General features: G+C 71.3%; 35 protein-coding genes. 31 read left to right on the top strand and 4 right to left on the bottom strand.

Annotation, left to right across the window (positions count from 1 at the left end; genetic code table 11):
* From OG219_RS43050 to OG219_RS43040, 3 genes are all read right to left on the bottom strand, one after another.
* On the bottom strand, positions 1–1,134 hold a 1,134-nt coding region (locus OG219_RS43050), incomplete at its 3' end, for a recombinase family protein (protein ID WP_266835949.1).
* A 13-nt stretch (positions 1,135–1,147) separates the two neighbouring features.
* Positions 1,148–1,405 (bottom strand): hypothetical protein, encoded by a 258-nt coding sequence (locus OG219_RS43045; RefSeq protein ID WP_266835948.1) that lies wholly within the window; start codon positions 1,403–1,405, stop codon positions 1,148–1,150.
* 114 nt (positions 1,406–1,519) lie between these two features.
* Positions 1,520–1,993 carry a helix-turn-helix domain-containing protein gene (locus OG219_RS43040; protein WP_266835947.1) on the bottom strand — a complete coding sequence of 158 codons (474 nt, stop codon included), beginning with the start codon at positions 1,991–1,993 and terminating at the stop codon, positions 1,520–1,522.
* A gap of 243 nt (positions 1,994–2,236) precedes the next feature.
* On the opposite strand from OG219_RS43040, the gene OG219_RS43035 reads away from it, so the two are divergent.
* The 26 genes from OG219_RS43035 to OG219_RS42910 all read left to right on the top strand — a co-directional run bounded on the left by OG219_RS43035 (position 2,237) and on the right by OG219_RS42910 (position 16,411).
* Complete coding sequence (locus OG219_RS43035) at positions 2,237–2,509, top strand: helix-turn-helix transcriptional regulator (RefSeq protein WP_266835946.1); 273 nt, start codon at positions 2,237–2,239, stop codon at positions 2,507–2,509.
* The gene (locus OG219_RS43030; protein WP_266835945.1) at positions 2,506–2,727 is read left to right on the top strand and encodes a hypothetical protein; all 222 of its coding nucleotides are present in this window, start codon (positions 2,506–2,508) and stop codon (positions 2,725–2,727) included. The genes OG219_RS43035 and OG219_RS43030 overlap by 4 nt, the downstream gene beginning before the upstream one ends.
* 105 nt (positions 2,728–2,832) lie before the next feature.
* Complete coding sequence (locus tag OG219_RS43025) at positions 2,833–3,189, top strand: hypothetical protein (protein WP_266835944.1); 357 nt, start codon at positions 2,833–2,835, stop codon at positions 3,187–3,189.
* Positions 3,186–3,689, top strand: coding sequence for a hypothetical protein (locus OG219_RS43020; protein ID WP_266835943.1), 504 nt, complete (start codon positions 3,186–3,188; stop codon positions 3,687–3,689). The genes OG219_RS43025 and OG219_RS43020 overlap by 4 nt, the downstream gene beginning before the upstream one ends.
* Before the next feature lie 76 nt (positions 3,690–3,765).
* Positions 3,766–4,176: a hypothetical protein gene (locus tag OG219_RS43015; RefSeq protein ID WP_266835942.1), complete on the top strand. Its 411-nt coding sequence runs from the start codon at positions 3,766–3,768 to the stop codon at positions 4,174–4,176.
* Positions 4,173–4,451: a hypothetical protein gene (locus OG219_RS43010; protein WP_266835941.1), complete on the top strand. Its 279-nt coding sequence runs from the start codon at positions 4,173–4,175 to the stop codon at positions 4,449–4,451. Before OG219_RS43015 ends, OG219_RS43010 begins: the two co-directional genes overlap by 4 nt.
* Positions 4,448–5,365: a hypothetical protein gene (locus OG219_RS43005; protein ID WP_266835940.1), complete on the top strand. Its 918-nt coding sequence runs from the start codon at positions 4,448–4,450 to the stop codon at positions 5,363–5,365. The genes OG219_RS43010 and OG219_RS43005 overlap by 4 nt, the downstream gene beginning before the upstream one ends.
* The gene (locus tag OG219_RS43000) at positions 5,362–5,925 is read left to right on the top strand and encodes a hypothetical protein (RefSeq protein WP_266835939.1); all 564 of its coding nucleotides are present in this window, start codon (positions 5,362–5,364) and stop codon (positions 5,923–5,925) included. Before OG219_RS43005 ends, OG219_RS43000 begins: the two co-directional genes overlap by 4 nt.
* On the top strand, positions 5,922–6,764 hold the full coding sequence (locus tag OG219_RS42995) for a hypothetical protein (protein ID WP_266835938.1): 843 nt from the start codon (positions 5,922–5,924) through the stop codon (positions 6,762–6,764). The genes OG219_RS43000 and OG219_RS42995 overlap by 4 nt, the downstream gene beginning before the upstream one ends.
* A gap of 3 nt (positions 6,765–6,767) precedes the next feature.
* A complete protein-coding gene (locus OG219_RS42990; RefSeq protein ID WP_266835937.1) occupies positions 6,768–7,865 on the top strand; it encodes a hypothetical protein in 1,098 nt (365 codons plus the stop codon).
* On the top strand, positions 7,862–8,680 hold the full coding sequence (locus OG219_RS42985; RefSeq protein WP_266835936.1) for an exonuclease domain-containing protein: 819 nt from the start codon (positions 7,862–7,864) through the stop codon (positions 8,678–8,680). Before OG219_RS42990 ends, OG219_RS42985 begins: the two co-directional genes overlap by 4 nt.
* Positions 8,677–9,162 (top strand): phiSA1p31-related protein, encoded by a 486-nt coding sequence (locus OG219_RS42980; protein ID WP_266835935.1) that lies wholly within the window; start codon positions 8,677–8,679, stop codon positions 9,160–9,162. Before OG219_RS42985 ends, OG219_RS42980 begins: the two co-directional genes overlap by 4 nt.
* A complete protein-coding gene (locus OG219_RS42975) occupies positions 9,159–9,779 on the top strand; it encodes a hypothetical protein (protein ID WP_266835934.1) in 621 nt (206 codons plus the stop codon). Before OG219_RS42980 ends, OG219_RS42975 begins: the two co-directional genes overlap by 4 nt.
* Positions 9,776–10,654: a DNA adenine methylase gene (locus OG219_RS42970; protein ID WP_266835933.1), complete on the top strand. Its 879-nt coding sequence runs from the start codon at positions 9,776–9,778 to the stop codon at positions 10,652–10,654. Before OG219_RS42975 ends, OG219_RS42970 begins: the two co-directional genes overlap by 4 nt.
* Positions 10,651–10,923, top strand: coding sequence for a hypothetical protein (locus tag OG219_RS42965; protein WP_266835932.1), 273 nt, complete (start codon positions 10,651–10,653; stop codon positions 10,921–10,923). The genes OG219_RS42970 and OG219_RS42965 overlap by 4 nt, the downstream gene beginning before the upstream one ends.
* Before the next feature lie 6 nt (positions 10,924–10,929).
* A complete protein-coding gene (locus OG219_RS42960) occupies positions 10,930–11,379 on the top strand; it encodes a hypothetical protein (protein WP_266835931.1) in 450 nt (149 codons plus the stop codon).
* Entirely contained in the window at positions 11,376–11,738 is a 363-nt protein-coding gene (locus OG219_RS42955) for a hypothetical protein (RefSeq protein WP_266835930.1), read from the top strand. Before OG219_RS42960 ends, OG219_RS42955 begins: the two co-directional genes overlap by 4 nt.
* Positions 11,739–11,755: 17 nt before the next feature.
* On the top strand, positions 11,756–12,541 hold the full coding sequence (locus tag OG219_RS42950) for a hypothetical protein (RefSeq protein WP_266835929.1): 786 nt from the start codon (positions 11,756–11,758) through the stop codon (positions 12,539–12,541).
* The gene (locus tag OG219_RS42945) at positions 12,538–13,188 is read left to right on the top strand and encodes a hypothetical protein (RefSeq protein ID WP_266835928.1); all 651 of its coding nucleotides are present in this window, start codon (positions 12,538–12,540) and stop codon (positions 13,186–13,188) included. The genes OG219_RS42950 and OG219_RS42945 overlap by 4 nt, the downstream gene beginning before the upstream one ends.
* Positions 13,185–13,400, top strand: a complete 216-nt coding sequence (locus OG219_RS42940) for a hypothetical protein (RefSeq protein WP_266835927.1) — start codon at positions 13,185–13,187, stop codon at positions 13,398–13,400. Before OG219_RS42945 ends, OG219_RS42940 begins: the two co-directional genes overlap by 4 nt.
* A gap of 29 nt (positions 13,401–13,429) precedes the next feature.
* Positions 13,430–14,017, top strand: coding sequence for a hypothetical protein (locus tag OG219_RS42935; RefSeq protein ID WP_266835926.1), 588 nt, complete (start codon positions 13,430–13,432; stop codon positions 14,015–14,017).
* A complete protein-coding gene (locus OG219_RS42930) occupies positions 14,014–14,283 on the top strand; it encodes a hypothetical protein (RefSeq protein WP_266835925.1) in 270 nt (89 codons plus the stop codon). Before OG219_RS42935 ends, OG219_RS42930 begins: the two co-directional genes overlap by 4 nt.
* A 33-nt stretch (positions 14,284–14,316) precedes the next feature.
* Positions 14,317–14,697, top strand: coding sequence for a hypothetical protein (locus OG219_RS42925; protein WP_266835924.1), 381 nt, complete (start codon positions 14,317–14,319; stop codon positions 14,695–14,697).
* Between the two features lie 6 nt (positions 14,698–14,703).
* Positions 14,704–14,952 (top strand): hypothetical protein, encoded by a 249-nt coding sequence (locus tag OG219_RS42920; protein WP_266835923.1) that lies wholly within the window; start codon positions 14,704–14,706, stop codon positions 14,950–14,952.
* A complete protein-coding gene (locus OG219_RS42915) occupies positions 14,949–15,326 on the top strand; it encodes a hypothetical protein (RefSeq protein ID WP_266835922.1) in 378 nt (125 codons plus the stop codon). Before OG219_RS42920 ends, OG219_RS42915 begins: the two co-directional genes overlap by 4 nt.
* A gap of 98 nt (positions 15,327–15,424) precedes the next feature.
* A complete protein-coding gene (locus OG219_RS42910; protein WP_266835921.1) occupies positions 15,425–16,411 on the top strand; it encodes a hypothetical protein in 987 nt (328 codons plus the stop codon).
* A 59-nt stretch (positions 16,412–16,470) separates the two neighbouring features.
* Here the strand turns inward: OG219_RS42910 and OG219_RS42905 are convergent, their stop codons facing one another.
* Positions 16,471–16,734: a hypothetical protein gene (locus OG219_RS42905; RefSeq protein ID WP_266835920.1), complete on the bottom strand. Its 264-nt coding sequence runs from the start codon at positions 16,732–16,734 to the stop codon at positions 16,471–16,473.
* Between the two features lie 148 nt (positions 16,735–16,882).
* On the opposite strand from OG219_RS42905, the gene OG219_RS42900 reads away from it, so the two are divergent.
* The 5 genes from OG219_RS42900 (at position 16,883) to OG219_RS42880 (ending at position 22,256) form a co-directional block, all read left to right on the top strand.
* Positions 16,883–18,034 carry a DUF2637 domain-containing protein gene (locus tag OG219_RS42900; protein WP_323183339.1) on the top strand — a complete coding sequence of 384 codons (1,152 nt, stop codon included), beginning with the start codon at positions 16,883–16,885 and terminating at the stop codon, positions 18,032–18,034.
* A 17-nt stretch (positions 18,035–18,051) separates the two neighbouring features.
* Positions 18,052–18,198, top strand: coding sequence for a hypothetical protein (locus OG219_RS42895; protein WP_266835919.1), 147 nt, complete (start codon positions 18,052–18,054; stop codon positions 18,196–18,198).
* A 127-nt stretch (positions 18,199–18,325) separates the two neighbouring features.
* Positions 18,326–19,837: a hypothetical protein gene (locus OG219_RS42890; RefSeq protein WP_266835918.1), complete on the top strand. Its 1,512-nt coding sequence runs from the start codon at positions 18,326–18,328 to the stop codon at positions 19,835–19,837.
* 11 nt (positions 19,838–19,848) lie between these two features.
* Positions 19,849–21,975: a hypothetical protein gene (locus OG219_RS42885; protein WP_266835917.1), complete on the top strand. Its 2,127-nt coding sequence runs from the start codon at positions 19,849–19,851 to the stop codon at positions 21,973–21,975.
* Positions 21,972–22,256, top strand: coding sequence for a hypothetical protein (locus OG219_RS42880; RefSeq protein WP_266835916.1), 285 nt, complete (start codon positions 21,972–21,974; stop codon positions 22,254–22,256). Before OG219_RS42885 ends, OG219_RS42880 begins: the two co-directional genes overlap by 4 nt.
* The last annotated feature ends 5 nt before the right edge of the window (positions 22,257–22,261 follow it).

The raw sequence follows: 22,261 nt of genomic DNA, 5'->3' as shown, positions 1-22,261 counted from the left end.
CAACACAGCATCTTCGACGACGACTCGGCGCACCCATAGAGCGTCGTGCTTCACCTTGCGTCGATTTCGAGCCGCGCAGCGGTACGCCTTGCCTCGTGCTTTCGCGGTCTGATGGATCGCGGCCGCACTGTCGCACAGTCCGCAGCGCACGAGTCCGGCAAGGGGGTATACGGGCGCGAGTGCACGTCGCGGCGTTCCGGCCCTAGTGGTGCGCACGTCTAGGAAGTTGTCCCACTCATCACCCGTGACGAGGGACTCGTGTTCGGCGGCGAGGTAGGTGAAGTGGTCGGTCCTTTTGCAGTTGGCTGAATCGCCGCACGACGCTTCCGGGTTATGCACGTACAAGAGGCCGGCGGCGAATCCGCTGTTCATGTAAATCTTGACGCTCTGGTCCTGCCATGGGGTGCCGCGAGTGGTGAAGAACCCGAGGTCGTTCCAGCGTGAAGCGATCGAACCGAACCCGGTTTTCCCCTTGTTGTAGACCTGGAACGCCTCGACGGCGAGTTCAGCCTCGTCGGGCAGCACCTCGTACCGCTCTTCCTGCACGCGCCACCCGCCGAGCCCGTCGGGAATGCGGCGCGGGAACCAGCGGTACCCGTAGCGGCGGCGGCCGGTTGCAGGTAGGCCGAGGCGGCGGCGTAGGTCGTGGGTTTCCTTCCACTGCTCGCCCGCTCGGTCCGACTCGAACGCCGCGACTTCGAGCAGCATGCCGCGGGTGAAGCGGCCGACGGCTGTCTTTGCGTCGACGTCCTCGGTTGCGCTGACGAGTTCGCCGCCGACGTTCTCGATCCGGGCGAGATTGATCGCGACGCCGTGCCGGTTGCGGCCGAACCGGCTGAACTTCCATGACCACAGCTCGCGCTCGGGGCGCTCGTGATCCTCGACGATCTCGATCGCTCGCATGACTTTGCGTTTGAAGTTCCGGCCGGTCGCGTCCTCGTCGATGATCCATTCGGCGACGTATCGGTTTCGGCGGGCTGCAGCGTCCTCGACGACACCCTTTTGAATGTCGATGCTGATCATTTCCTCGCGCCACGTGGAAACGCGGGCGTACCCGATTACGGGAATGAGCTCGGACGCTTTTACGATCGAACGGGCCGGAGGGACGAGAAGTGTCCCGCTTCCGGTTGCCATGAAACCCCCAGATTTACGCGCTGCCGTCTCGGCGCATCTGGTGAGCATGGCGGGCGTGCGGAAGAATGACTATTTCCGCATCGCCCGCCCTCTCAGGAATTTCGGTGCTCAATGCGTCGAGCCGGGCAGCTTTATATCCCATTTCTGCGTACGCCTGCCGTTCTTGGACGGTCAGGCGCGCGACGTGCGCTTGCTGCGCCATGATCACTTGGGTGTTGTGTCGAGAGTTGAGGTGCAGGGACGCGGCCGCCGAGACGACCAAGGTGATCATTCCGATTCGGTAGGTCGCTGCTCGATCTGTGACTGTTCCGTGAAGGGCGCACACAATCCCCACAACTGCGAAAGCCTTGGCCAGAACTGTCACTCTCCGCTGGTCCCGCATCGTTCACCCCTCTGCGGCAGCACCCCCCGCAGCGCTGTCGCCCTTGTCGATACCGTCACGCTTAAGGCGTCGAACCATGGTCGCAAACCACGCTTGATCTTCTTCAGGGACACCTGCAGCCACAGCTACCTCTTCCGGTGTCAAGCGCTTTCCGGACTGTACCCCGAACTGACCGAATTCCTCCTCTGGAAGAGCAAAGTCGGTTTTCGTTGCCTTGCCTGTTCGAATGAGCAGCTCTACGACGGGAATGCCAGTGCTGCGCCCGAGCGCGAGCAGCGTCTCGTACGAGACAGATTGACCAGACATTAGGCGCGCGATGATTGACGCCGATAGTCCGGTATCCCGCGCGAGCTGTGCGCGGCCGCCGCTGCGCTCCGACGACAGGTCGTACCCCTTGTCAGTCAGGACGCCAACTAGCCAGACAAGCCACTCTGGCCGCTCCCCCGTGCTCTCGATCTCGTCATCTCGTCTCCGCATGCGCGCAGGCTACCGCTACTGGAAGGTCGTTATGCCGACATTCCACTAGCGGAAGCGCAGGTCAAGGCGTTCGGCGTACAACCTTCCGCCATCGCCGCACGTCGCTCCCATACTCGAACATCTGTGCGTTTTCCGCAATCGGAAACCGGATGTTGAGAACTTCCAGCATCGGAACTTCCACCATCGGAAGGACCGTGCTACCTTCCTTCCATCAAAGGAACTTCCACTACTGGAAGGAAGCCGATGCACACCATCGTGCTCAAGGTCGACGACTTCCTCGAACTGGCCAAGACCCGCGGCGACATCACGTACGAGCAGCTGTCGGCAACGACCGGGCTCGGCGTCGCGACCCTGCACCGGATGCGCAACGGCGGGCCGGCGAGCTCGACCGCGATCGCCGCGATCTGCAACGCGTACGACGTCGCGTTCGAGGACGCGTTCACGTTCGGCACGGTCACCCCGAAGCGAGTTCCCGCTCAGCGACCGGCCCGACGCGTGAAGGCTGCCGCCGCATGAGCACCGCCGAGACTCCGTCGCTGGTCCGCACGCGGGCCGTACAGGCGGCCGCCGCCGCCCTCGTTGACGCCGTCGCCGAGCGCGCCGCACGCACCCCTCGCGAGGCGGCCGAAGCGGCGTACTACCCCGGTCACCGGCTCGGCTCGGTCGAGGCGATCGAGGCCGAGATCATCCGACGCCGCGACGCCGAGGCGGCCGAGCAGCCGCTCGCCGCGTAGCTCCCCGCACAGAACAGAGGGGCCGTCCCGCAACGGCCAAGGAGCGGAACGACCCCGGGGCGCACGCCCCACTCAATCCAGCTAGGAAGAAAGCGAGGCGACGCCGTGAGCGTCCAGCCTATCCCGCTGCACCGTAAGCCCCGGCCGATGACCGCCGAGCAGCAGCTCGTCGCCGTCGAGTCGACGGTCTCGTACCTCAACCTGCCGACGGCGCGGCCGCCGATCGTCCGCGACGACGCCGTGCACGTGGTCGTCGTCGACGGCGAGCAGTTCGCCGCGTGGGTGTTCGCCCTCGGCGGCGACGTGAACCGTGCGCCGCAGATCGACGGGGCGTCGCTGTGGTCGCTGCGCACCGAGACGCCCGCCCGCGGCGACGGCTCGAAGGTGGCGATCCGCGTGCACGTCCCGCTCGTGCACGACGAGTTCGTGCCCGCCGAGTTCCGCGGGGCGGTGTCGGCATGACGAACCCGAAGATCGAACGGGCAGCCCGCACGATCGCGGCCGCCGTCGTGCACGGCACCTCGGGCGACCCCGCCCTCGAAGCGGCGCAGGCGCTCGACGAGTTGGGACTGCTCGCCCCGTCGACCGACCCGTTCTCGGTGCCCGGCAAAAACCGGCCCGCGCCGAGCCCGGCCGCCGTCGCCGCCCTCGACCAGTGCCGCAGGGCGAAGAGCGTCGCCGACAGCGCGCGGGCGCAGGCCGACGGCATGCCGGGCAAGCCCGACGTGTCGGCCGCCGGCGGCGAGGTCAAGTTCGTCGTTCATCCGCGATCGCTCGCTGACTGGCGGCAGTGGATGCATGCGCTCGGCGTCGGCGACGCCCGAGCCGACTCGACCGGGGTGTCGATGACCGTCCGCTGCACGGTCGGCGGCGTCCGCGCCCGCCTCGTCGGCATCGGCGTGCCCGCCCTGTACGGCGAGCAGCTCGCCGACCTCGGCCGCCGGACGGCGGTCCGCCCGTGATCGAGAACGCACTCGTCGCTGTCGTGCTGCTGCTCATCGCCGCGGCGCTCGTACTCGCTTCTTCCGGGGGGTCCCGATGACCAAGCCGAACACGCCCGTCGACGGGCCGTACCGCATCACCGTCGAGCCGCTGCCGACCGGCGTAACCCTCGACGTCGAGGCGTTCGTGCAGGGCGTCGTGCACGACGTCGTCGAGGCGCTGCTCACCGACAAGTACGCCGACCGCTTCGACGCCCTGCACGAGCTGCAGCCGCGCGACCCGCACGTGATCGAGCGCCCCGCCGACCTGCCGTTCGAGCAACTCGTCGAGGACCTCGTGAGCGAGGTGCGCACGAAGCTGCCGGTCTACGGGCTGCAGACGCTCAGGCTCGCCGGCCGGATCGAGCAGCTCGCGACGCCCGCGATCGCCGCCCTGCAGGCGCAGGCCGCGGTGCACGCCGTCGCCGTCGACTCGATTGTGCGCGGCGAAGGGAGTGCGGCCGCATGATCTCGCTTCCCAACGCCCGCCGCGCGGCCGCCGACGTGCTGCGCGAGTACGACCTCGACGGGCTGCCCGAGTGGCGGCTCGCCGCCGACGACGACACCGGCCGGACCGAGCCGCAGTGCATCGCGCCCGTCTGCCCCGACTCCGAACACGAGCGGGTCGACGCGAGCGTGTACTCGTGCTGCCCCGGTCCGGTCGTCGAGGTCGGCGACCGGCTGCTCGCCGAGTACCTCGTCGCGCTGCTCAACGACGACCGCGGGGCGGGTGAGTCCGCGTGACCAACTACATCAGCGAGTGCGGGTACTGCCGCGAGACGCAGTTCACGGGGTGGTATAGCAAGAGCGCCCCGCACGACATGTACGGGCGTGTCGACCGCGATTACTGCGACGGGCGGCCGGTCGCGTACTGCTCGGAAGAGCACCGCGACGCCGCCGACGCGCTGCGCGAGTCGTCCGCGGCCGCCGCGGCGGCGCTCGCCGAGCTGCTGACCGCGCCGCCCGCGTGGCTGCCGCCGGTCGACCATTGGGAGATCGCCGAGGACGACGGCGCGTGGCTGTTGTCGGCGTCGCTGCGGGGCGCCGACGACCTCGGCGAGAGTCGCCGGTATCACCTGATCGAGCGGATCGCCGCGGCGTCGAAGCTGCCCGTCGAGGACGACGGCCGGATCGTGAAGGCGCGGTTCGTCGTCGACGGCGTACAGGCGCAGGTGTGGTACCTGCGCCCGATCGAACGGTGGATCGTCCCCGAGCAGTGCGCGACGTGCCCGACCGAACTCGGGGCGCCCGACGTCAAGTTCGTGCGCCTCGGCGAGGGGCGCGACGCCCCGGTCGTCTGTGTCGCCTGCCGCGACCGCATGTACGCCGCATGGATCCGGGCTGCACGGAACGAGACGCTCGTGAAGGCACGCGAGGCGGCCGCCGGCATGTTCGAGGTCGAGGCCGGCGAGCGCCGCCCGATGTGGCGGGTCATCATCACCGACAGCGAGTCGCCGACCGGGGTCGCCCTGGTCTGCACCGCCGAGGGCGACGACGACTTGCACCTGTGGGCCAACTTCGGGAACGGGATCGAGCGTGTCGTCGACGGCGTGTGGGACTGCTGCCCCGACACGCAGTTCGACACGTACTCGACTGTCCTCGCCGAGTACCTCGTCGAGCTGCTCAACGCGGACACCGAGGCGGGTGAGCAGCAGTGAGCGCCCGGACCGTGATCGAGCACGCGTTGCGCGTCTACTACGCCGACAGCCGCGACCCGAACGGGCTCGTCGAGACGCTGCTCGCGAAGTACGACGCCGAGCGCGCCGCGATCCCGCCGCTGTGGGTCGCCGACTACGACGGCGCCCCGCTCACCCTGCACCTGACCCGCGAGGCTGCCCGAGACGCTTGTGACGACGTCGCCAAGGTAGACGCGCACGGTCAGTGCTGGGACTGGCGTACCGAGGACGGCGACGTCGACCGGCAGTTCTGGACGCACGCCGACGACGACCGGCCGACCGGTTACACCGGTGGCTCTGTCTGGCAGGTAACCGTCGAGGGGGGTGAGCAGGACACCCGCGGCGGATCGCCGCAACAGGGCGAGTCCACTCACCGGCACCCGCGCCCGTGCGAGTTCCCGACCGTGCTGCCCTGCAGGTGCCCGCGCCCGTCGGCGCTGCCCGAGGCATCGTTCATCCGCGCCCGGCATCGCGGCCGCATCGCCGCGTTCTTCCGCGGCGCTGCCGAGGGGCACGCCGCTCGGTCGGGGGCGGCGGCATGACCGACCCGAAGTGGGCTAAGTCGACCGAGCGGGGTCGGTACTACACCGACCCCGCCGGGGGGCCGGACCTGATCAGCGTGACGAACGCGCTCGGCAGCATCGCGAAACCGGCGCTCGTGCCGTGGGCGGCCGGGATGGCAGCCGACGCCGTCATCGCCGACCCGATCGCGACTGCCCGGCGGGCGCGTACCGAGCCGACCGAGCTGCGGAAGGAACTCGTCGCCGCCTCACGGGAGTACAGCGAGCGGGCGATGGATCTCGGGACGCGCGTGCATGTGCGGGCCGTGTCGCTCGTGCTGAACACCCCGCACCCGTACGACCCCGAGGTCGAGGCGTACGCCGTGCAGCTCGCCGCATGGTTCCGGCTGTGGCGCGTGCAGTTCGACCGCGACGTGCTCGCGATCGAGACGACCGTGATGCACCGCAAGGCGGGTTACGCCGGCACGGGCGATCTGTGGATATGGCTTCCGACCGGCCGGTACCGGCGGCGGCAGTTGTGGCTCGTCGACTACAAGACGAGCGGGCCGAAACCCGACGGCACGGTGAAACCGGACGACACGGTGTACGACGAGCAGCCGCTGCAGCTCGCGGCACTGCGGCACGCGCCCGAGTGGCTGCTGCCTGACGACACGAGCGAGCCCGCGCCGCGGGTGCACCGTACGGCGCTGCTGAACCTGCGGCCGCGGTCGCACCGGTTCATCGAAGTGCCGTCCGGCCGGGCGGAGTTCCGAGGCTTCCTCGGCGCGATGCGCACCCGTCAGTACCTCAACGACGCGCCCTCGGCGTACCCGACGGTTGTACCGCCGTGGGCGCCGGGCGCCGACCGAAAGGCAGCGTGACCCATGGGATCGCGCATTATGACCATGAAGCGGCAGGCGGCCGAGCTCGGCCGTATCCGCACCGGTTACAGCCGGCCGAACCCGAAGCCGAACGGGCGGCCGATCCCGGTCAAGTCCAAGACGTTCATTCTCACCTCGCACTCGCGCGAGTACATCGCGGCCGCGGCCGAGCTGTACGGCGGCCGGGTCGAGCAGTGGACGCCGCAGGGGCAGCCCGTCGCGCAATGGCGGGTGGTCACGGAGGCGACCGAGCTGCGGGCGATCCTGCCCGCCGGCGACCCGCTCGACCAGGCCAACGAGAAGTGGACCGCGGGCGGGTGTGAGCGGCGCTGCGACGGCGTCACCGAGAAGCTCTCGGGCCGTCCGTGCATCTGCCTCGCGCAGTACGGCGACGAGTGGCATGAGCGCAAGCCCGAAGAGGTGTGCCGGCCGACGTCACGCGTCGGCGTGTTCCTGCCCGACCTGCCCGACCTCGGCGTGTGGCGGCTGGAGACGAAGTCGTATTACGCGGCCGACGCGCTCGCCGGCGGGCTCGACACGGTGCTGCAGGCGACCGGCGGTAAGGGCATGTTGCCCGTCCGCATGTGGATCGAGCAGCGCAAGGCGGTGCGCGCGGGTAAGACGAAGCAGTTTCAGGTGATCGTCGTCGTGCCGTCGCTGCCGAAACTTCGGCACGCGCTGTCGGGCCCGATCTCGACCGCGGCCGCCCTCGACCCGGCGAGCCTCAACCGTGCTGCGATCGAGGCGGCGCCCGCCGAGGCGGTCGACTACCGCGCCGAGGCGGTCAACTGCCGTACCGCCGAGCAGGTGTTGCAGGTCTGGCAACGGGCGCGGGCCGAGGGGCACGCCGACGACCTCGTGCTGCGCGACGACCTCAAGAAGATCGCCGAAGACATCGCGGCCGGCGTCGACCCGCGTACGGGCGAGCTCGGCGACCAGGACGGCGACGCCGAGGCGGACGACGAGGGCGTCGTCGACGGCGAGTTCGTCGACGAGGGCGGCGAGGACGACGAGGACGGCGGCGAGGAACCGCCGGCCGCGCACCCCGAGGCCGCGTGGCCCGAGGCAGCGACGCCCGGCTCGAAGGGTGCCGCGCGATGACATGGCACCTCGGCCGATGGGCCGCGTTCGACCTTGAGACGACCGGCGTCGACGTCGAGAACGACCGGATCGTGACCGCCGCCGTACACGCCCGCGGCGGCGGCATCGAGCCCGAGGCCGGTGAGTGGCTCGCCGACCCCGGTGTCGAGATCCCGGCCGAGGCGTACGACGTCCACAAGATCAGCACCGAGCACGCTCGCGAACACGGCGCCCCGGCCGAGCAGGTCGTGCGGGAAGTCGCGGCCGAACTCGCCGCGCAGGTCACCCTCGGCGGGGCGGCGATCGTCGGGCATAACGTCCCGTTCGACCTCACGCTGCTCGACCGCGAGTGCCGCCGGTATGGGCTGCCGACGCTGCTCGATCTGCTCGACGGGCGGCCGCTGTACGTGATCGACACGCGTGTGCTCGATCAGCGGGCCGTGCCGTTCCGCAAGCGCGTGAGCGAGAAGCAAGGGGCGCGGCAGCTCATCACCCTCGCGCAGTTCTACGGCGTGCCGTGGGACGAGGAGAAAGCGCACGGCTGCTCGTTCGACGCGATCGCCGCCGCATCCATCGCGTACCGGATCGCGCTGCTCGCGCACATGCGGCGGGCGGACTGGCCCGACCACGTGCGGGCCGAGCGCCGCGTGTCGTTCATGCCGTTCCGCGACCTCACGGTCGCCGAGCTGCACGAGCAGCAAATCGAGTGGGCTGCCGAGCAGGCGGCCGGGCTGCAAAAGCACTTCCAGAAGACCGACCCGAACGCCGTCGTCGACGGCGCGTGGCCGCTGCGCCCGTGGGTCGAACCGACTGCCGCCGAGGGGGCACTCGCATGACCGACCGGTACATCATCGGGTTCGACGGCGCCAACAACGGCGACGCCGCGATCGTGGTCGCGGTCGAGCGCGACGGCTCGTACAACGTCAGAACCAAGGGCGTGTGCGATCACCTCGCCGCCGATCTGCTGCGCGGTATCGCCGACCGACTCGACGCGCGACACGGCCCGTTCCCCTGCACCCCGCCGCCCGAGCAGCACGACCGGCCGGCCGACGACGAGCCGATCGAGTACGAGCACGCCGACCCGCACGGCGGCCGCCTCGACCGCGAGCGGGGCGTGTGGCGCGACCCGCGCGGCGACGCGTTCGATCTGTCGCTCAGGTGGGCCGACTGGTTCGAGCGCGCGTGGCAGTGGGACGGCGCGACCGGGCAGTTCGGCGAGCCGATCCTGCGGGCCGAGGACGACGGCGAGCAGCAGCCGCTCAGTCTGCTGCGCACCCTGTACGGGCCGATCAGTCCGCTGTCGGGCGGTGCGGCATGACCGACATCATCCCCGGACTGATCGCGGCCGACGACGTGCCGGTCGACGACCGCACCGCCGCCCCGACCGAGCTGCAGGTGATCGGGTTCGATCTGTCGATCACCTCGACCGGCGTCTGCCGTACCGACGGCTCGACGTTCCGGATCCGGACCCGGCAGAAGGACGGGCCGCGCCGACTCACGATCATTCGCGACGTGCTGACGGTCGAGGTCGCCGAGCAGCGGCCGCACCTCGCCATGATCGAAGATCTGCCGACCAAGATGCACCCGCGGTCACTCAAGCCAGTCGCCGCACTGCACGGCGTCGTGCAGGCGCTGCTCGTCGACGCCGGCGTGCCATGGGCGTACGTGTCGCCGGCGACGTTGAAGAAGTTCGCCACCGACAACGGCGGCGCCTCGAAACGAGACATGACCGCGGCCGCATTCCTCGCAGATGGCGCGACGTTCGAGGACGACGAGGGCGCCGATCAGGTCGACGCATGGTGGCTGCGCGCCGCCGGGTTCGACTGGCTCGGGCTACCGCTGTTCACCATGCCCGAGGCGCAGCGCGAGTGCCTGAGCAAGGCGGATTGGCCGGACACGTACGCGCAGCGGTACGTGATGGGGGCAGCAGCATGAAGCCACCGTTCCCCTACTACGGCGCGAAGGGGCGACTCGCCCCGTGGATCGTCGGGCTCATGCCGCGCGAACACCGCGTGTACGTCGAGCCGTTCGCCGGCTCGGCCGCGGTGCTCTTCGCTCGACCGAGGCCGGCGGCGCACGAGGTACTCAACGACCTCGACGGCAACGTGACCACGTTCTTCCGCGTGCTGCGCGACCGCGAGCAGGACCTCGTGCGGGCGCTGTCGTTGACGCCGTACAGCCGCGAGGAGTATCGGGCGGCCGACCTCGAGGCCTCGCCCGATATCGACGAGATCGAACGCGCCCGCCGGTTCTTCGTGCGCACAACGCAGTCGTACAACGCGGCCGGCGCCGCAGCGAGTAAGCGCGCCTCGTGGTCGAACGGGATGCGCCGCGGCTCGTCGCAGGCGACGACCGTCGCCGACCTCGTCGACCGGCTGTACGCCGCGGCGAGCCGGCTGCGGAAGGTTGTGATCGAGAACCGGCCGGCCGCCGAGATCGTGCGGCTGTACAGCGCTCCCGACGTCGTTCTGTACTGCGACCCGCCGTATCTGGACTCGACCCGATCAGGGTTGAAGGCGCACAAGCGGGGCGACTACGCGCACGACACGAACACCGAGTCGGATCACCGCGAGCTCGCCGAGGTCCTGCACACGTCCCGCGCCGCGGTGCTGCTCTCGGGCTACCCGTCGCCGCTGTACGACGAGTTGTACGGCGATTGGGAACAGGTCGAGGTCGCCGTGCAGCGGCCGACGACGAACCGGCGCGGCAGCACCGGATCGGCAGGCATCGAAGTCGTGTGGTCGAACCGGCCGCTGTCGAGGCAGCCGGCGCTCTTCGGCGACGCACTCGACGAGGCGGTACCGGCATGAGTGCCGCGGTCACGCCGACGATCGGCGGTCGTCACCCCGGATTCGGTCTGCGGGTCCGGAAGGACGGTAACCGGGCGCTCGCCGTGGCCGATGCCGACTGCCCGTGCGGGAAGTTCAGCGAGGCGGCGAGCGGCGACGTTGACGTCGAGGCGCTCGTGATCCGGTACGGCCGGCACCGCCGCGACCAGTGTTCGAACCCCGTGATCCGTGCAGTTGCTGCTCGGCAGTACGCGGCGCTGCAGCAGTCCCTCAACAAGCGAAGGAAGTGATCACCCATGCCCAGGTTGGAAGAAGACGCAGAGGTCGAGGTCAAGCTCGACAGCGCAGCCGCATCGCTGGAAGGTGCGATTCCCGCGATCCTGCGCCGCGGATTGTTCGAGGCGCCCGGCGCCCGGATCGTCGCGGTCGTCGAGTTCGCGAGCACGCAGTACACCGGGCACGCGTCGGGCGAGGACAAGTCGCCGCAGGTGAAGCTACGGATCAAACTCGCCGAGGTCGCCACCGAGGGCGACCAGATCAGGCAGCTGCGCGAGGTCATGCGCGCCATGTACCGGCAGCGCAAGATGAACGGCACTCTCGACGAGCTCGGACCCGGCTCGCACGACGTCGACGCCGCGGTCGAGCTGCTGCTCGCCGAGCACCCGACCGAGGGCGAGTTCGAGGCGCACGAGGCGCAGCAGCGCGCCGCGAAGCAGGGTCACGGCCGAGTCGAGCAGTACGGGTGACCAGGCAGCCCAAGAGCAGCGGTGGCGCGCGCCGAACGCGCTGCCGCTGCGGGCGCCCCGTATATCGGCAGATCGTCGGCGCCCTCGACGTGACCGCGGACGCCGACGGGCTCACCCTCGCCGAGGCGCGGCAGCGCACCACTCCGAACCGGCTCGCATGGTGCCTGTACCAGCGGGGGGAGTGGTCGCCGCAGAACCTGCGGAGCGCGCACCCGAGCAGCCACCCCGCGGACTGCCCGCACCCGCACGTCGTCGACCACGTGTGCACCGGCCCGCCGCCTGCCGCGCCGCCCGCCGGCCGCAGAACCCGAAAGACGTCGCCGTCTGTCCACCCCGGACAGCAGCAACTCGCGCTCTGATCACAGGAGTTCACCCGATGGCATGGCTCGCCGTTGACGACAGCGCCGACACCCACCCGAAGATGATCGCCGCCGGTAACGCGGCGCTCGGGCTGTGGCTCAAGGCGGGCGCGTACGCCGCGCGTCATCTGACCGACGGCATCGTGCCCGGCGCCGTCGCCCGGATGTACAGCAACGGGTCGAAGACACAGATTGCGAAGTTGGTCGCGGCCGGTCTGTGGCACGAGCACGGGCACGCCTGCAGGCACCCGAAGTGCAAGCAGCCGGCCGCCGGCGACTACGCGATTCACGACTACCTCGTTTACAACCCCTCGCGCGCCGAGGTCGAGCGCAAGCGCGAGCGAGCCGCAGAGAAGAAGCGGAAGCAGCGCGCGGTGCAGTCCAGTGATCAGCCGTTGCCTGATCCCGACGAGGAGCGGCACGGCGACGACGGCGACCAGGACGCCCCGCCCCGGCCGGCGCGGCGCGACATGCACGAGCAGCGCCCGATCGCCGAGGACTGGCAGCCGAGCGACGCGGACGTGCAGGCGGCGCAGCTCGCTCGCGCCGACGCCGGCCGGCCGCAGCTCACCGCGCAGCAGCTCGACGCCGTGACCCGCAAGTTCGTGCGCCGCATGGCAGACGAGGGCAAGCGGGCGGCCGCGTGGGGCGGTCGCTGGCAGCAGTGGGCCGAGACCGAGCGCACCGAGCAGCCGGCCGTCGGAAGCAACGTCGTGCAGCTCGGATCCATGACCAAGGGAGCGCAGCAGCGAGCCGGGCTCGACGCGCTGCGGCAGCAGATGAACGGAGGGCACTCCGCATGAACCTCGACGAGACCCTCGACCTACTCGGGCAGATCTCGCTCGTCGACGACCGAGTCGTCAAGGTCGACCACATCGAGCAGCGGGCGCAGGTCACCATGTGGGCCGCGGTGCTGCGCGACGTGCCGCTGCAGTTCGCCGGCGAGGCGGCCGGCCGCCACTACGCCGAGCAGCCGTGGCCGATCAAGCCGAGCGATATCGCGACCCGTTGGCGGGATGCCGTACGCGACCGGCTCGGCCGGGCGACGGGCACGTTCGAGCCGACCCATCACCCGCACCTCGACCCCGACGACGTCGGCGGGTACGTGCAGGCGCTGCGCGCCGACCGCGGCGCCGTGGCCGGCGGCGACTCGCAGCCGGTCGCAGTCGCCGAGTTGATGCCTGCGGTCGGCGACAGGTTCGGCAGCCGGCTCGCCGAACTCGTGCCTGCGAACGCCGAGTTCACCGAGGCCAAACAGCAGCGTTACCCGCGCCGCGAGCAGCCGAAGGGGCCGCCCGAGCGGGCCGTGCACTGCCCGGCGTGCGGCGCCTCGGCGGGCCGACCGTGCAAGACGACGAGCCGAGGCCGGCAGATGACCGGCACGCATCCATCGCGCCGCGATGTGTACGAGGCGGCGCAGGCCACCGACAGCAAGGGGGACCAGTCGTGAAGGTGTACACCGACCCGCTACTCGCCGAGACCGTGCCCGACGGCACGTTCGGCGGCGCCCGCCCTCGCCGCGGCCGCGTTCGCGAGCAGCAGCGCACCAACCCGGCCGAGGGGCGCCGGCGCCTCGCTGAACTCACATCCGAGATCGCTGCCGCGAGCGCATCCCGTCGCGCCCGCCTCGCCTCGACCCCGACCGCCCGCCGCGCCGCATGACGCGTGCACACCTCGAAGGGACACCCGCGATGACCGAAGATCGACAGCCGCTCACCGCCGTCGAGGCGCTCGCCGCGTTCGCCGGCCGCCACACCGACCCGGCCGCCGTGCAGGCGCTGATCGCCGAGGCGACCCGCGAACTCACCGGCCGCACCGTCGTGTGGCCCGAGGACAACGTGACACCGCTGCGGCTGTACTTCCGGCGTCACGAGGACGTGAGCGGGGTGAGCGGCGAGGGGCGCATCGCCGACGGCGTGCAGTGGCCCGACGGCTCGCTGTCGATCCGGTGGCGCGGGCCGCACCCGAAGATCGATTTCTGCGATCGCGGGGTCGACACCGCCGAGTTCGTGCACGGACACGACGGGCTCACCGAGCTCGTGTTCATCGACCAGCCCGGCGAGACGCCCGCGCCGGCCCCGGCCGCAGCCGGCTCGGCGGCCGCCCCGCTCGTCGTCCGGCGGGTACTCGAACACGCCCTGAAGAAGCCCGTTCCCTGCCCGAAGTGCTCGCGCACCGCGCAGTGCAGGTGCATCGCCGACCGCACCGAGGGGCGTATCGACGCCGTGCTCGGCGCGCTCGCCCCGTGGCTCAACTCCGGTACAGGCGGGGCGGAATGAGCGCGTTCGATCACGACGACGTCGCCGACCTCGACGTCGCCGACCTCGACGTCGCCGACCTCGACGTCGCCGACCTCGACGTCGCCGACCTTGACCTCGACCCCGAGGACGTCGAGCAGCTCGCCGAGCTGACCGACGAGGACCTCGCGGCCGCCCTCGACTGGCTGCACGAGCGGAACCCGCTCGACGGTTACGGCACCCCCGTGACCAGGCCCCGCAAGCCGAACGCAGCCGGCCGCCGCATGGAAGACCTACCGCCCCTCTAACTCGCCCGCCATCCACAACCTGTGAGGTAACCCGTGGAAAACTCCAGTGCTCTCAACGGCCCGACCCAAGAGGCGTACGACGCCGCGTGCGCTGCGCTGTGGGCACACCGCGACCGCGCCAATGCCCTTGAGGCCGCCCTCGACGCGATCCGCGTGTGGCGGCACGGTGTGCCGACCATTCACCCGGCCGAGTTCGCCGGTCTCGACGCGGTGCTCGACGCCGCGGTCGACGGCGTCGCGACGCCCCTGCAGCGGCTGCGGCCGCCGAGCAGCCTGCAGGAAGCGGTCGCCGCTCACCGCGCCGTGATGCGCGAGCGGAACACGTCGCTCGCAGCGACGCGCGTCGTGTGGGATCAGATCGAGGCGGCCGCGCTGCGCGACATCGACCGGCACATGCACCCCGAGGTCGGGTGAGTGCCGATGCCCGCCTCGCAGGCAGCGTTCGAGGCGCTCGCCGTCCGGCTGCGGTTCGCGAGCGATCCCGGCTCGGTCGACATGCTGCTCGACACGTGGCTCGACTACCGCGACCGGGCGACCGAATGGGACGCGAAGCGGTGGGGGTTCGAGGACCCCGACCGATGGTGCGAACGCGAGCGCGCCGAGCTGAACCGAAGAGCCCGCCTGTACGTCGGGCCGCCACCCATGGATCACGAAGGGGAACGACTGTGAACATCCCGTTCCGCGTACGCATCGCGTGCGAGCAAGCCTCGAACCGCACCCTCGACACCCTCGCCGTGCTGCTCGGCTACTGCAACGACCGCTCTGTGAACAGTGGCGTACCGGGCGACGGCGGCGGTTACCTGCACTGGCGGTGCGCGTTGCGCCGCGGGCACGAGGGTCTGCACCGGTACCGCAACTACGTGTGGAACGAGCAGCGCGACGTCGAGTACGCGCCGGTCGCGCTGGCCGACCGGATGCCGTCGCAGCCGTGGGATCGCAGGTGCATCGGCACCCGTCGACAGTTCCGGCAGGCGATTGAGTGGCACAAGATCCAGGACGAGAAGCGGGCCGCGCTCCGCGCCGAACGGCGCCGCGCCCGCTGACACGACGGCGGGGCGCCCCGAGCCGGCAAGCATCGGGCGCCCCGTCCCCCTTCGCGGTGTGATCAGCCTACGCCCCACGCACCACAGGAGCGCTCACCATGCAGCACGCCGCCCGCCGCAGCACTGCCGACGACCTGCAGGTCGTCATTGACCACTGGACACACATGCGCGACCTGATCGACACCTCGCAGACCGCCGACACGTGGCCGCCCGCCATGGGTAAGGGCGAGTACCTGCACGACCTCGACCGCGCCCGCCGCGAGTTCGAGATCGCGATCGAGCACGCGCAGCACCTCATTACCAAGACCGACGAGCACGGCCGGCCGCAGTACGAGTGCGTGCACTGCGACTACGTCGGCGAGGGCGGGCCGCACACCCCGCGCGCCGACCGCGACGGGCTCGTGCTCGGCGAGCGCCCGGTGCCGTTGCGCCTGCACGTCGTCGACGCGTGCCGCGCCGTCGAGAATGCGCTGTGCGCGCTCGCCGACGAGGTCGCCGCCGCGGTGCAGCTCGGCCCTATGTCGCCGATGCGGCCGGTCAAGCACGGCGGGTACGCCACGCTGCGCGAGGCGCAGGTCGCGGCCGCCGACCGCGCTCGCCGCGATCTGCTCTCGGCCGCGGACGCCGCGAGCCCGGCTCGCTGGTCGTACACCGGCGGCCGCAGTGCAGTGCGCGCCGCCGAGTGGCTGCTCGCCCGGATCGAGGGGCAGCCCGGCCCGTTCCTTCCGCTGCGCGGGCTACACCGGGCGCACATCGCGGTCGTGGCGGCCGAGGCGGCGCGGCGGGTCGAGCGGACGATCGGCGGCAGCGTCGACCGGTACTCGGTGCCCATGGATGAGCCGTGCCCGTACTGCGGCGGCCGGCTCACGATGCACGCGGGCGGCGGCGAGAACGACGCCGTGACGTGCTCGGGTCCGGACTGCGAGGCGCCGGTCGGGCTCGACGGCGGCCGGCGTACCTGGTCGACGGCCGAGCAACTCGCCGCCCTGCAGCGCGAGGTCGAGGCGGCGGCGCGGCGCCGTAAGCGCGCGACGGATCGGGCACGGCAGCGAGCAGCAGCTCGCGCTCGGCGCTCGGCCGCGTAGTCGTACGACAGGACGCAAACGACCCCGCCGCGGATCACGGCGGGGTCGTCGTCGTTGGCCTACTGCTCGTCGTCCTGCAGGTCGGTTCGGGCGCCGGGGCGCAGGTCGCGGTTGTCCCAGTAGGTACGTACCTCGTCGAGGTCCCACTCGTCACGGGTACTGCCGGGGCGGCGTCGAGCCGGCGGGAAGTCGTCGTGCGTGCGACGCCAGTTGTGCAGCGCCTGCCGCGTTACGCCGAGTTCGGTCGCGAGGGTCGACATGTTCACGAGCCTCGGTTCCCCCTCGGCCGCATCCGTCGACTGCGGCTCTTCCCGCTCTGGCATGTCGCTCATCCTGCCCTAACCTCGTTGACACTGTAAAGCAGGTTCACGTACCGTCGAACCCGCACAACGGAATGCCTCGGCCGGCGCTGGCACGCCATACGGCCGGGGCGGACCGTGCCCGCAACCGTCACGAAGAGGGCTGATCCGCGTGGCCGATGGTAACGGCGAGCTCAACAGCTCGCCCACCAGCACAGACCGACCCAAGTTCACCGACCTGCAGCGCCGACTCATCGCCGGCGTTGCGACCGGTGCCGCCCTGATCGCAGTGATCGGGTTCGTCGGCTCGTACGCCGCCGTTCGCCGCCTCGCGGAAGCGAAGCACTTCGGCGCGTTCGCAATGATCTTCCCGGTCGGCGTCGACGCCGGGATTCTCGTGCTGCTCGCCCTCGATCTGCTGCTCACGTGGCTGCGCATGCCGCTCGGCATGCTGCGTCATACGGCATGGCTGCTGACCGCGGCGACGATCGCGTTCAACGGGGCGGCCGCATGGCCCGACGCGATCGGCGTCGGCATGCACGCCGTGATCCCGATTCTGTTCGTGGTCGTCGTCGAGGCGGCACGGCACGCGATCGGGATCGCCGCGGATATCAGCGCCGCCAAGCACATGGAATCGGTACGGCTGTCACGGTGGCTGCTCGCTCCGATCGGGACGTTCCGGCTGTGGCGGCGTATGAAGCTGTGGGAGCTGCGGTCGTACGACGAGGTGATCGCCCTCGAACAAGAGCGGCTGATCGAGCGGACTCGGCTGCGCCGGCGGTACGGGTGGCGGTGGCGGTCTAAGGCTCCGATCGAGGCGGTGCTCGCGCTGCGCCTCACGCGGTATGGGCGCCCTCTCGCCCCGGTCGAGGTCGCCCTCGACGTCGACGACGCCCCGGCCGACGAGACCGCCCTCGCCCCGCAGGGCGCCCCCGAACTGCCGCCCCCGCCCCCGGTCGCCCCCGAGCCGAGCGCCCCGCGGCGCCCCGCCCTCGACGACCAGGGCGCCCCGAAGGATCCCGCCCCGGACGACGAGGGCGCCCCCGAGCGCCCCGCCGACGAGGGCGCCCCCGACAGCGAGGCGCCCCGCGACGAGACGAACCCGCCCTCGCGCACCGAGGCGAAGCGCAAGGTTCGCGCCCTGTACGACACGCTCAACGCCCGCCCGAAAGAGGGGCAGATCGTCGATCTGCTCAAGAGCCTCGACGGCTACCCGCACACCTCGCGCCGCCACGCGCAGAAGCTGCGCGACGAGATCGAGCGGAAAGAGCCGACGCTCGCCGCACGCGGCTCGGACAACGTCACTGCGCTAACCGGAACCTGATCAGGAAGGCACGCGCCATGACCACTCCCAAGCGAGCATCACGCGTCCGTATCAACCTCACCGGCGCCCCGCAGCAGCCGGCCCAACCGCCGCCCGACGAGCCCGTCGGCAAGCCTGCGTCGCGCGTCCGTATCAATCTCACCGGCAAGCGCACGACGGAGTGACAGCACCGTGACTGTGACTGCGACTGCAGTCACAGCTCGACCTCACCCCCCTCTCACCCGCCCGAATGCACGCGGACACACACCCCCGCAGCACCACGACCGCAGTCGCAGTGAAGGAGCAACCCCGGTGTCAGACACCACAGCACCGCCCGCGCCGACCGCGGCCGCGCCCGCACCGCCCGACTCGGCGACCGCCGCGCCGCCGATACCTGCGCCCGCACCCGCCGTCGAGCCGGCCGCCGAGACCGAGCCGCGCACCCGCCGCCGTCGTGGCGGCATACCGATCGAGCCACTCGTGATCGGCGTCCTAAACGGAACCGCGACGGCGACGACCGCCGCCTACCAGGCAGCCGGCCCGATGGGGATCGCGGCCGCGGCGGGCACGGCTGTCGTCCTCGCGGCCGGCGGCGTCGTGCAGCGGCGCCGTACTGTCCGACGTCGCGCGACGACCGCCGCGGGGCGCACCCGGGGCGGGGCGTCCGGATCGCCCCGAGGGCGTACTCGGGGCGGGGCGTCGAGCGGCTCGTCGGGGCGGGGCGCCGCCTCGGGGCGGGGCGGGGCGTCTCGCCGGGGCGGCAGCTCCGGGGCGTCCGGGGCGGGTTCCGGGGCGCGGGGCGGGGCGGGGCGTACCCGTCGGGGCGCCCTCGGCTCGCTCGGCGGGCGGGGCGCGGGGCGCCTGAAGACGCCCCGGCTCAACTCGCCCAAGAACGGCGGGAAGCACAAGCGCCCCGGCAAGGGCGGCACGTCGCCCTCGAAGCAGAAGCGCACGCCCCGCACCCGCAGCCGGCTCGGCATGGTGCGCCCCGCCGCGAGCGCTGCCCGCCGCGGCATGGCGGGCGTCGGCCGCGGGCTGCGCGCCACGGGGCGCGGCATCCGTGGCACGGGGCGAGGTATCGCTGCGGGTGCCCGCGGTGTCGGCCGCGCGGCGCGCTGGACTGCCGCCCCGGCTCGCGCACTGTGGCGCGGTACCGCCGCCGCGCGCCGAGGTGCCGGCCGCCGGATCGCCCGAGCCGCGGGCGCGGTGTGGGACGGCGCACTTGCCGGGCTCGGCGGGCTCGCCGCCGCGGTGTGGCGCTGGAGTGGCCGAGCCGGTCTCGACACGCTGCGCGCCATCTGGCAGCGCCGCCGCCGCAACCGCGCCGCCCGTCAAGCGGCGAACGGACCCGCCATGACCGGTCCGACGATCGCGGCGACCCCGCCGCCGGTCGCCCCCTACGTACGCCGCCCGGCGACCGCCGGCGGATCCCCCTCGACCCTTGGAGGACGCATGTCCGGCGGACACCACTTCCTTGCACCCGCAATGGAGCTCGAACGCATCGCGACGACCTACACGCCCGACGGCATGATGCAGGTCGGCCGCGACTTCGGGGCGCTGCCCGACGCCCTCGAACACATCGCGAACGCCATGAAGATCACGACGGCGCGCGCCGACGCCGAGCAGCCGCTCGACCCGAACATCGTCGAAATCATGAAGCAGATCTATCTACTGCAGATGAAGGCGTCGACCCTCGCGCGCGACCTCGCGCCCGCATTCAAGCGGCTGCACCACGTCGACATCACGCGCCTGCAGAACCCGCGCAAGGGCGCCAAGGCCGAGGCCGAGTGGGACGTGCGCGCGAACGCCGACACGAGCCTCTGAAAGGGCAGACAGTGCAGATCGATTGGGAATCGGGGCACGGTCCCTTCACCGCCCCGATCAGCGCCGCCGGTTCGATGCTCGCCGCCTCGTACGCGGCGAACTCGGCCGGCGTCACCCCCTGGTGGGGCGCCGGGATCGCAGGCGCCGGGCTCGTCGGCTCGCACATCGCGGGCCGGCAGTCCGGCGCCGGCCGGGGCAGCCTCGTACTCCGGGCGGCCGCATGGGTCGGCGCGGGCGCATGGTGCTCGTGGGCGCTCAACGTCGGCCCGTGGACGATGAATTGCCTCAGCGCGCTCGCCGCGGGCGCGGTCGGGCTCGGCGCAGCCATGGCGGGCAACCGTGCCGCGCAGCGCCGCGCCGAGGAAGCGCAGGCGGCCGCGTACGCGGCCGCCGCGCACGCCGCGGTGCAGCACGAACACCGGGCGCTCGCCGGCGAGTGGTCGGCCCGTTTCTCCCGCGTGTCCGGCATCGAGGGCGTACAGGTCGTCGGCGTCGAGATGTGGGATCAGGGCGGGTTCACCCTCGAAGGGCGGTTTCCCGAGGGCGGGTACACGTGGCGCGACATGCAGCGCTGCGCCGACGGGCTCGCCGGCGACGCCCGCCTGCCGAACGGCTGCAGCGTCGAGATCACCGAGGGAATCGACCGCGGCTCGTTCCTGGCCAACGTCGAGACCGTCAATCTCGTCTCGGGCAACCCGAAGACGTACCCCGCCGACTACTCGCCCCGCTCGTACAACGACGGGCTGCAGATGGGAACGCACCGCGACGGGTCCGAGTGCGCGCCGGTCTGCAGGCAGTTGACCGGCATCGGCACCGGTCGCCGAGGCTCCGGTAAGTCGAACCTGATGCACGTGTGGATCGCCGGGCAGGTGCGCATGGTCGACGCGCTCGTGTGGGTCGTCGACCTCAACGGCGGCGGGCTCGCGCTGCCGTGGCTGCGAGCCTGGCACCGCGCCGGGCGCCCCGGCCGGCCGCCGATCGATTGGGTCGCCGACACCCCCGAGAAGGTGCGCGACATGGCGGGCGCGCTGCTGCGGATCGCCAAGGCTCGCAAGCCCGGATACGCCGACCTGATGATCGAGGCCAACGACGACAAGCTGCCTGTGTCGCCCGAGGTGCCCGCGATCATCACGAACGCCGACGAGATCGCCGAGCTGTACTCGAACAAGGCACGCCGGAACCCGGTCCTGCGGCAGGCGGGCGACTGGTTGATTCACGTCGTCGAACTGGCTCGCGCCGTCGCCTGCAACCTGATGATGAGCGCGCTCCGGGCTACGCAGGATGTGCTCGAAGAGCCGCAGCTCGTCGTGCAGTCCGGTCTCAAGGTCGGCATGCAGAGCGACGAGCGAGAGATCAACTACCTGATGGGGTGGAACGACAAGATCTCGCCCGAGGACATGCCCGAGCCCGGAACGGGCGTCGTGAAGGAACTCGACGCACCCGCGCGCCCCTTCCAGGCGTACCGGATCACCCCGGCCGAGATCGCGAAGATCGTCGTCGCGGTCGCCGAGATACGGCCCGAACTCGACGAGCTGTCGCGGCTCGCGGCCGGCGAGGCGTACGAGCGTAGGTGGGAGAACACCGACCACCTGTTCGGCATCGCCCCGCAGCCGGCCGCGGTCGCGGTGGCCGAGCGCGAGCAGCCGGTACGCGAGGGATGGGCCGACCCGACAGCCGATTGGGACTCGCCCGGCGCGCAGTCTGCGGCCGACGTGCCGATCTCGTCCGGCGACGAGGCGCTCGCCGACGCCGACGCCGCCATGCGCCGGATTCACGAGCGGATCGACGACGCGACCGCCCGCGGCGGCGACGCCGACCTCGACGCCGAGGTGCGCGGCATCTTCGAGGCGAGCGGGCTCGGTTCCACCCCGCCCGAGCTCGGCGCCGCGGCCGCCGACGTACAGAACGGCGAACGCGACGACCCGCGCAAGCAGATCGTGTTCGAGATCGTGCTCAAGGCCGGCCCCGCCGGTATCGGACCCGAGGCGATCCGCGACGTGTTCGCCCGCCTGTACCCCGCCCTCGAAGCACCGCACGCCGCCACGATCGGCCGATGGCTCGGCGCCGACCCGCGCGTGCACCGCCCCAAGTTCGGCCGCTACGCCGTGCGCCCCTCGAATGGAGACAGCCCGTCATGAACCGACACCTCGTCCGCCTCATGAACCGCCGTACCGCCCGACGCGTCGCCGGCGTCGTGATTCTCAACGTCGGCGACGTGATCCGCGTGTGCGCGCTGCTCGCGATCGTCGTCGTCATCGCCGCGTACATCGACCCCGTGAGCGCGTGGAAGATCGACGCCCCGGTGTGGGGAGTCGTCGTGATCGCGTTCGCGCTGCTCGGCGTCGAGCGCGTCGGGCTCGCGCTGTACACCCTCGGCGACCGGCTCGCGCCCGCCCGCCCGAAGCGCACCGCGCACTGACCACA

Origin of the sequence: Streptomyces sp. NBC_00038, from assembly GCF_026343635.1 — a bacterium.
GTDB lineage: Bacteria > Actinomycetota > Actinomycetes > Streptomycetales > Streptomycetaceae > Streptomyces.
This window is presented reverse-complemented; position numbering and strand designations above follow the sequence as displayed.

What these genes read in the sequence shown, in the direction of transcription:
- OG219_RS42935 (WP_266835926.1), top strand. Translation starts at nt 13,430, where the DNA reads ATGACCGAAGATCGACAGCCGCTCACCGCCGTCGAGGCGCTCGCCGCG.
- OG219_RS42965 (WP_266835932.1), top strand. Translation starts at nt 10,651, where the DNA reads ATGAGTGCCGCGGTCACGCCGACGATCGGCGGTCGTCACCCCGGATTC.
- OG219_RS43015 (WP_266835942.1), top strand. Translation starts at nt 3,766, where the DNA reads ATGACCAAGCCGAACACGCCCGTCGACGGGCCGTACCGCATCACCGTC.
- OG219_RS42930 (WP_266835925.1), top strand. Translation starts at nt 14,014, where the DNA reads ATGAGCGCGTTCGATCACGACGACGTCGCCGACCTCGACGTCGCCGAC.
- OG219_RS42945 (WP_266835928.1), top strand. Translation starts at nt 12,538, where the DNA reads ATGAACCTCGACGAGACCCTCGACCTACTCGGGCAGATCTCGCTCGTC.
- OG219_RS42905 (WP_266835920.1), bottom strand. Translation starts at nt 16,734, where the DNA reads ATGCCAGAGCGGGAAGAGCCGCAGTCGACGGATGCGGCCGAGGGGGAA.
- OG219_RS42975 (WP_266835934.1), top strand. Translation starts at nt 9,159, where the DNA reads ATGACCGACATCATCCCCGGACTGATCGCGGCCGACGACGTGCCGGTC.
- OG219_RS42995 (WP_266835938.1), top strand. Translation starts at nt 5,922, where the DNA reads ATGACCGACCCGAAGTGGGCTAAGTCGACCGAGCGGGGTCGGTACTAC.
- OG219_RS42990 (WP_266835937.1), top strand. Translation starts at nt 6,768, where the DNA reads ATGGGATCGCGCATTATGACCATGAAGCGGCAGGCGGCCGAGCTCGGC.
- OG219_RS43010 (WP_266835941.1), top strand. Translation starts at nt 4,173, where the DNA reads ATGATCTCGCTTCCCAACGCCCGCCGCGCGGCCGCCGACGTGCTGCGC.
- OG219_RS42950 (WP_266835929.1), top strand. Translation starts at nt 11,756, where the DNA reads ATGGCATGGCTCGCCGTTGACGACAGCGCCGACACCCACCCGAAGATG.
- OG219_RS43030 (WP_266835945.1), top strand. Translation starts at nt 2,506, where the DNA reads ATGAGCACCGCCGAGACTCCGTCGCTGGTCCGCACGCGGGCCGTACAG.
- OG219_RS43045 (WP_266835948.1), bottom strand. Translation starts at nt 1,405, where the DNA reads ATGATCACCTTGGTCGTCTCGGCGGCCGCGTCCCTGCACCTCAACTCT.
- OG219_RS43035 (WP_266835946.1), top strand. Translation starts at nt 2,237, where the DNA reads ATGCACACCATCGTGCTCAAGGTCGACGACTTCCTCGAACTGGCCAAG.
- OG219_RS42985 (WP_266835936.1), top strand. Translation starts at nt 7,862, where the DNA reads ATGACATGGCACCTCGGCCGATGGGCCGCGTTCGACCTTGAGACGACC.
- OG219_RS43040 (WP_266835947.1), bottom strand. Translation starts at nt 1,993, where the DNA reads ATGCGGAGACGAGATGACGAGATCGAGAGCACGGGGGAGCGGCCAGAG.
- OG219_RS42980 (WP_266835935.1), top strand. Translation starts at nt 8,677, where the DNA reads ATGACCGACCGGTACATCATCGGGTTCGACGGCGCCAACAACGGCGAC.
- OG219_RS42920 (WP_266835923.1), top strand. Translation starts at nt 14,704, where the DNA reads ATGCCCGCCTCGCAGGCAGCGTTCGAGGCGCTCGCCGTCCGGCTGCGG.
- OG219_RS43020 (WP_266835943.1), top strand. Translation starts at nt 3,186, where the DNA reads ATGACGAACCCGAAGATCGAACGGGCAGCCCGCACGATCGCGGCCGCC.
- OG219_RS42960 (WP_266835931.1), top strand. Translation starts at nt 10,930, where the DNA reads ATGCCCAGGTTGGAAGAAGACGCAGAGGTCGAGGTCAAGCTCGACAGC.
- OG219_RS42880 (WP_266835916.1), top strand. Translation starts at nt 21,972, where the DNA reads ATGAACCGACACCTCGTCCGCCTCATGAACCGCCGTACCGCCCGACGC.
- OG219_RS42970 (WP_266835933.1), top strand. Translation starts at nt 9,776, where the DNA reads ATGAAGCCACCGTTCCCCTACTACGGCGCGAAGGGGCGACTCGCCCCG.
- OG219_RS42910 (WP_266835921.1), top strand. Translation starts at nt 15,425, where the DNA reads ATGCAGCACGCCGCCCGCCGCAGCACTGCCGACGACCTGCAGGTCGTC.
- OG219_RS42895 (WP_266835919.1), top strand. Translation starts at nt 18,052, where the DNA reads ATGACCACTCCCAAGCGAGCATCACGCGTCCGTATCAACCTCACCGGC.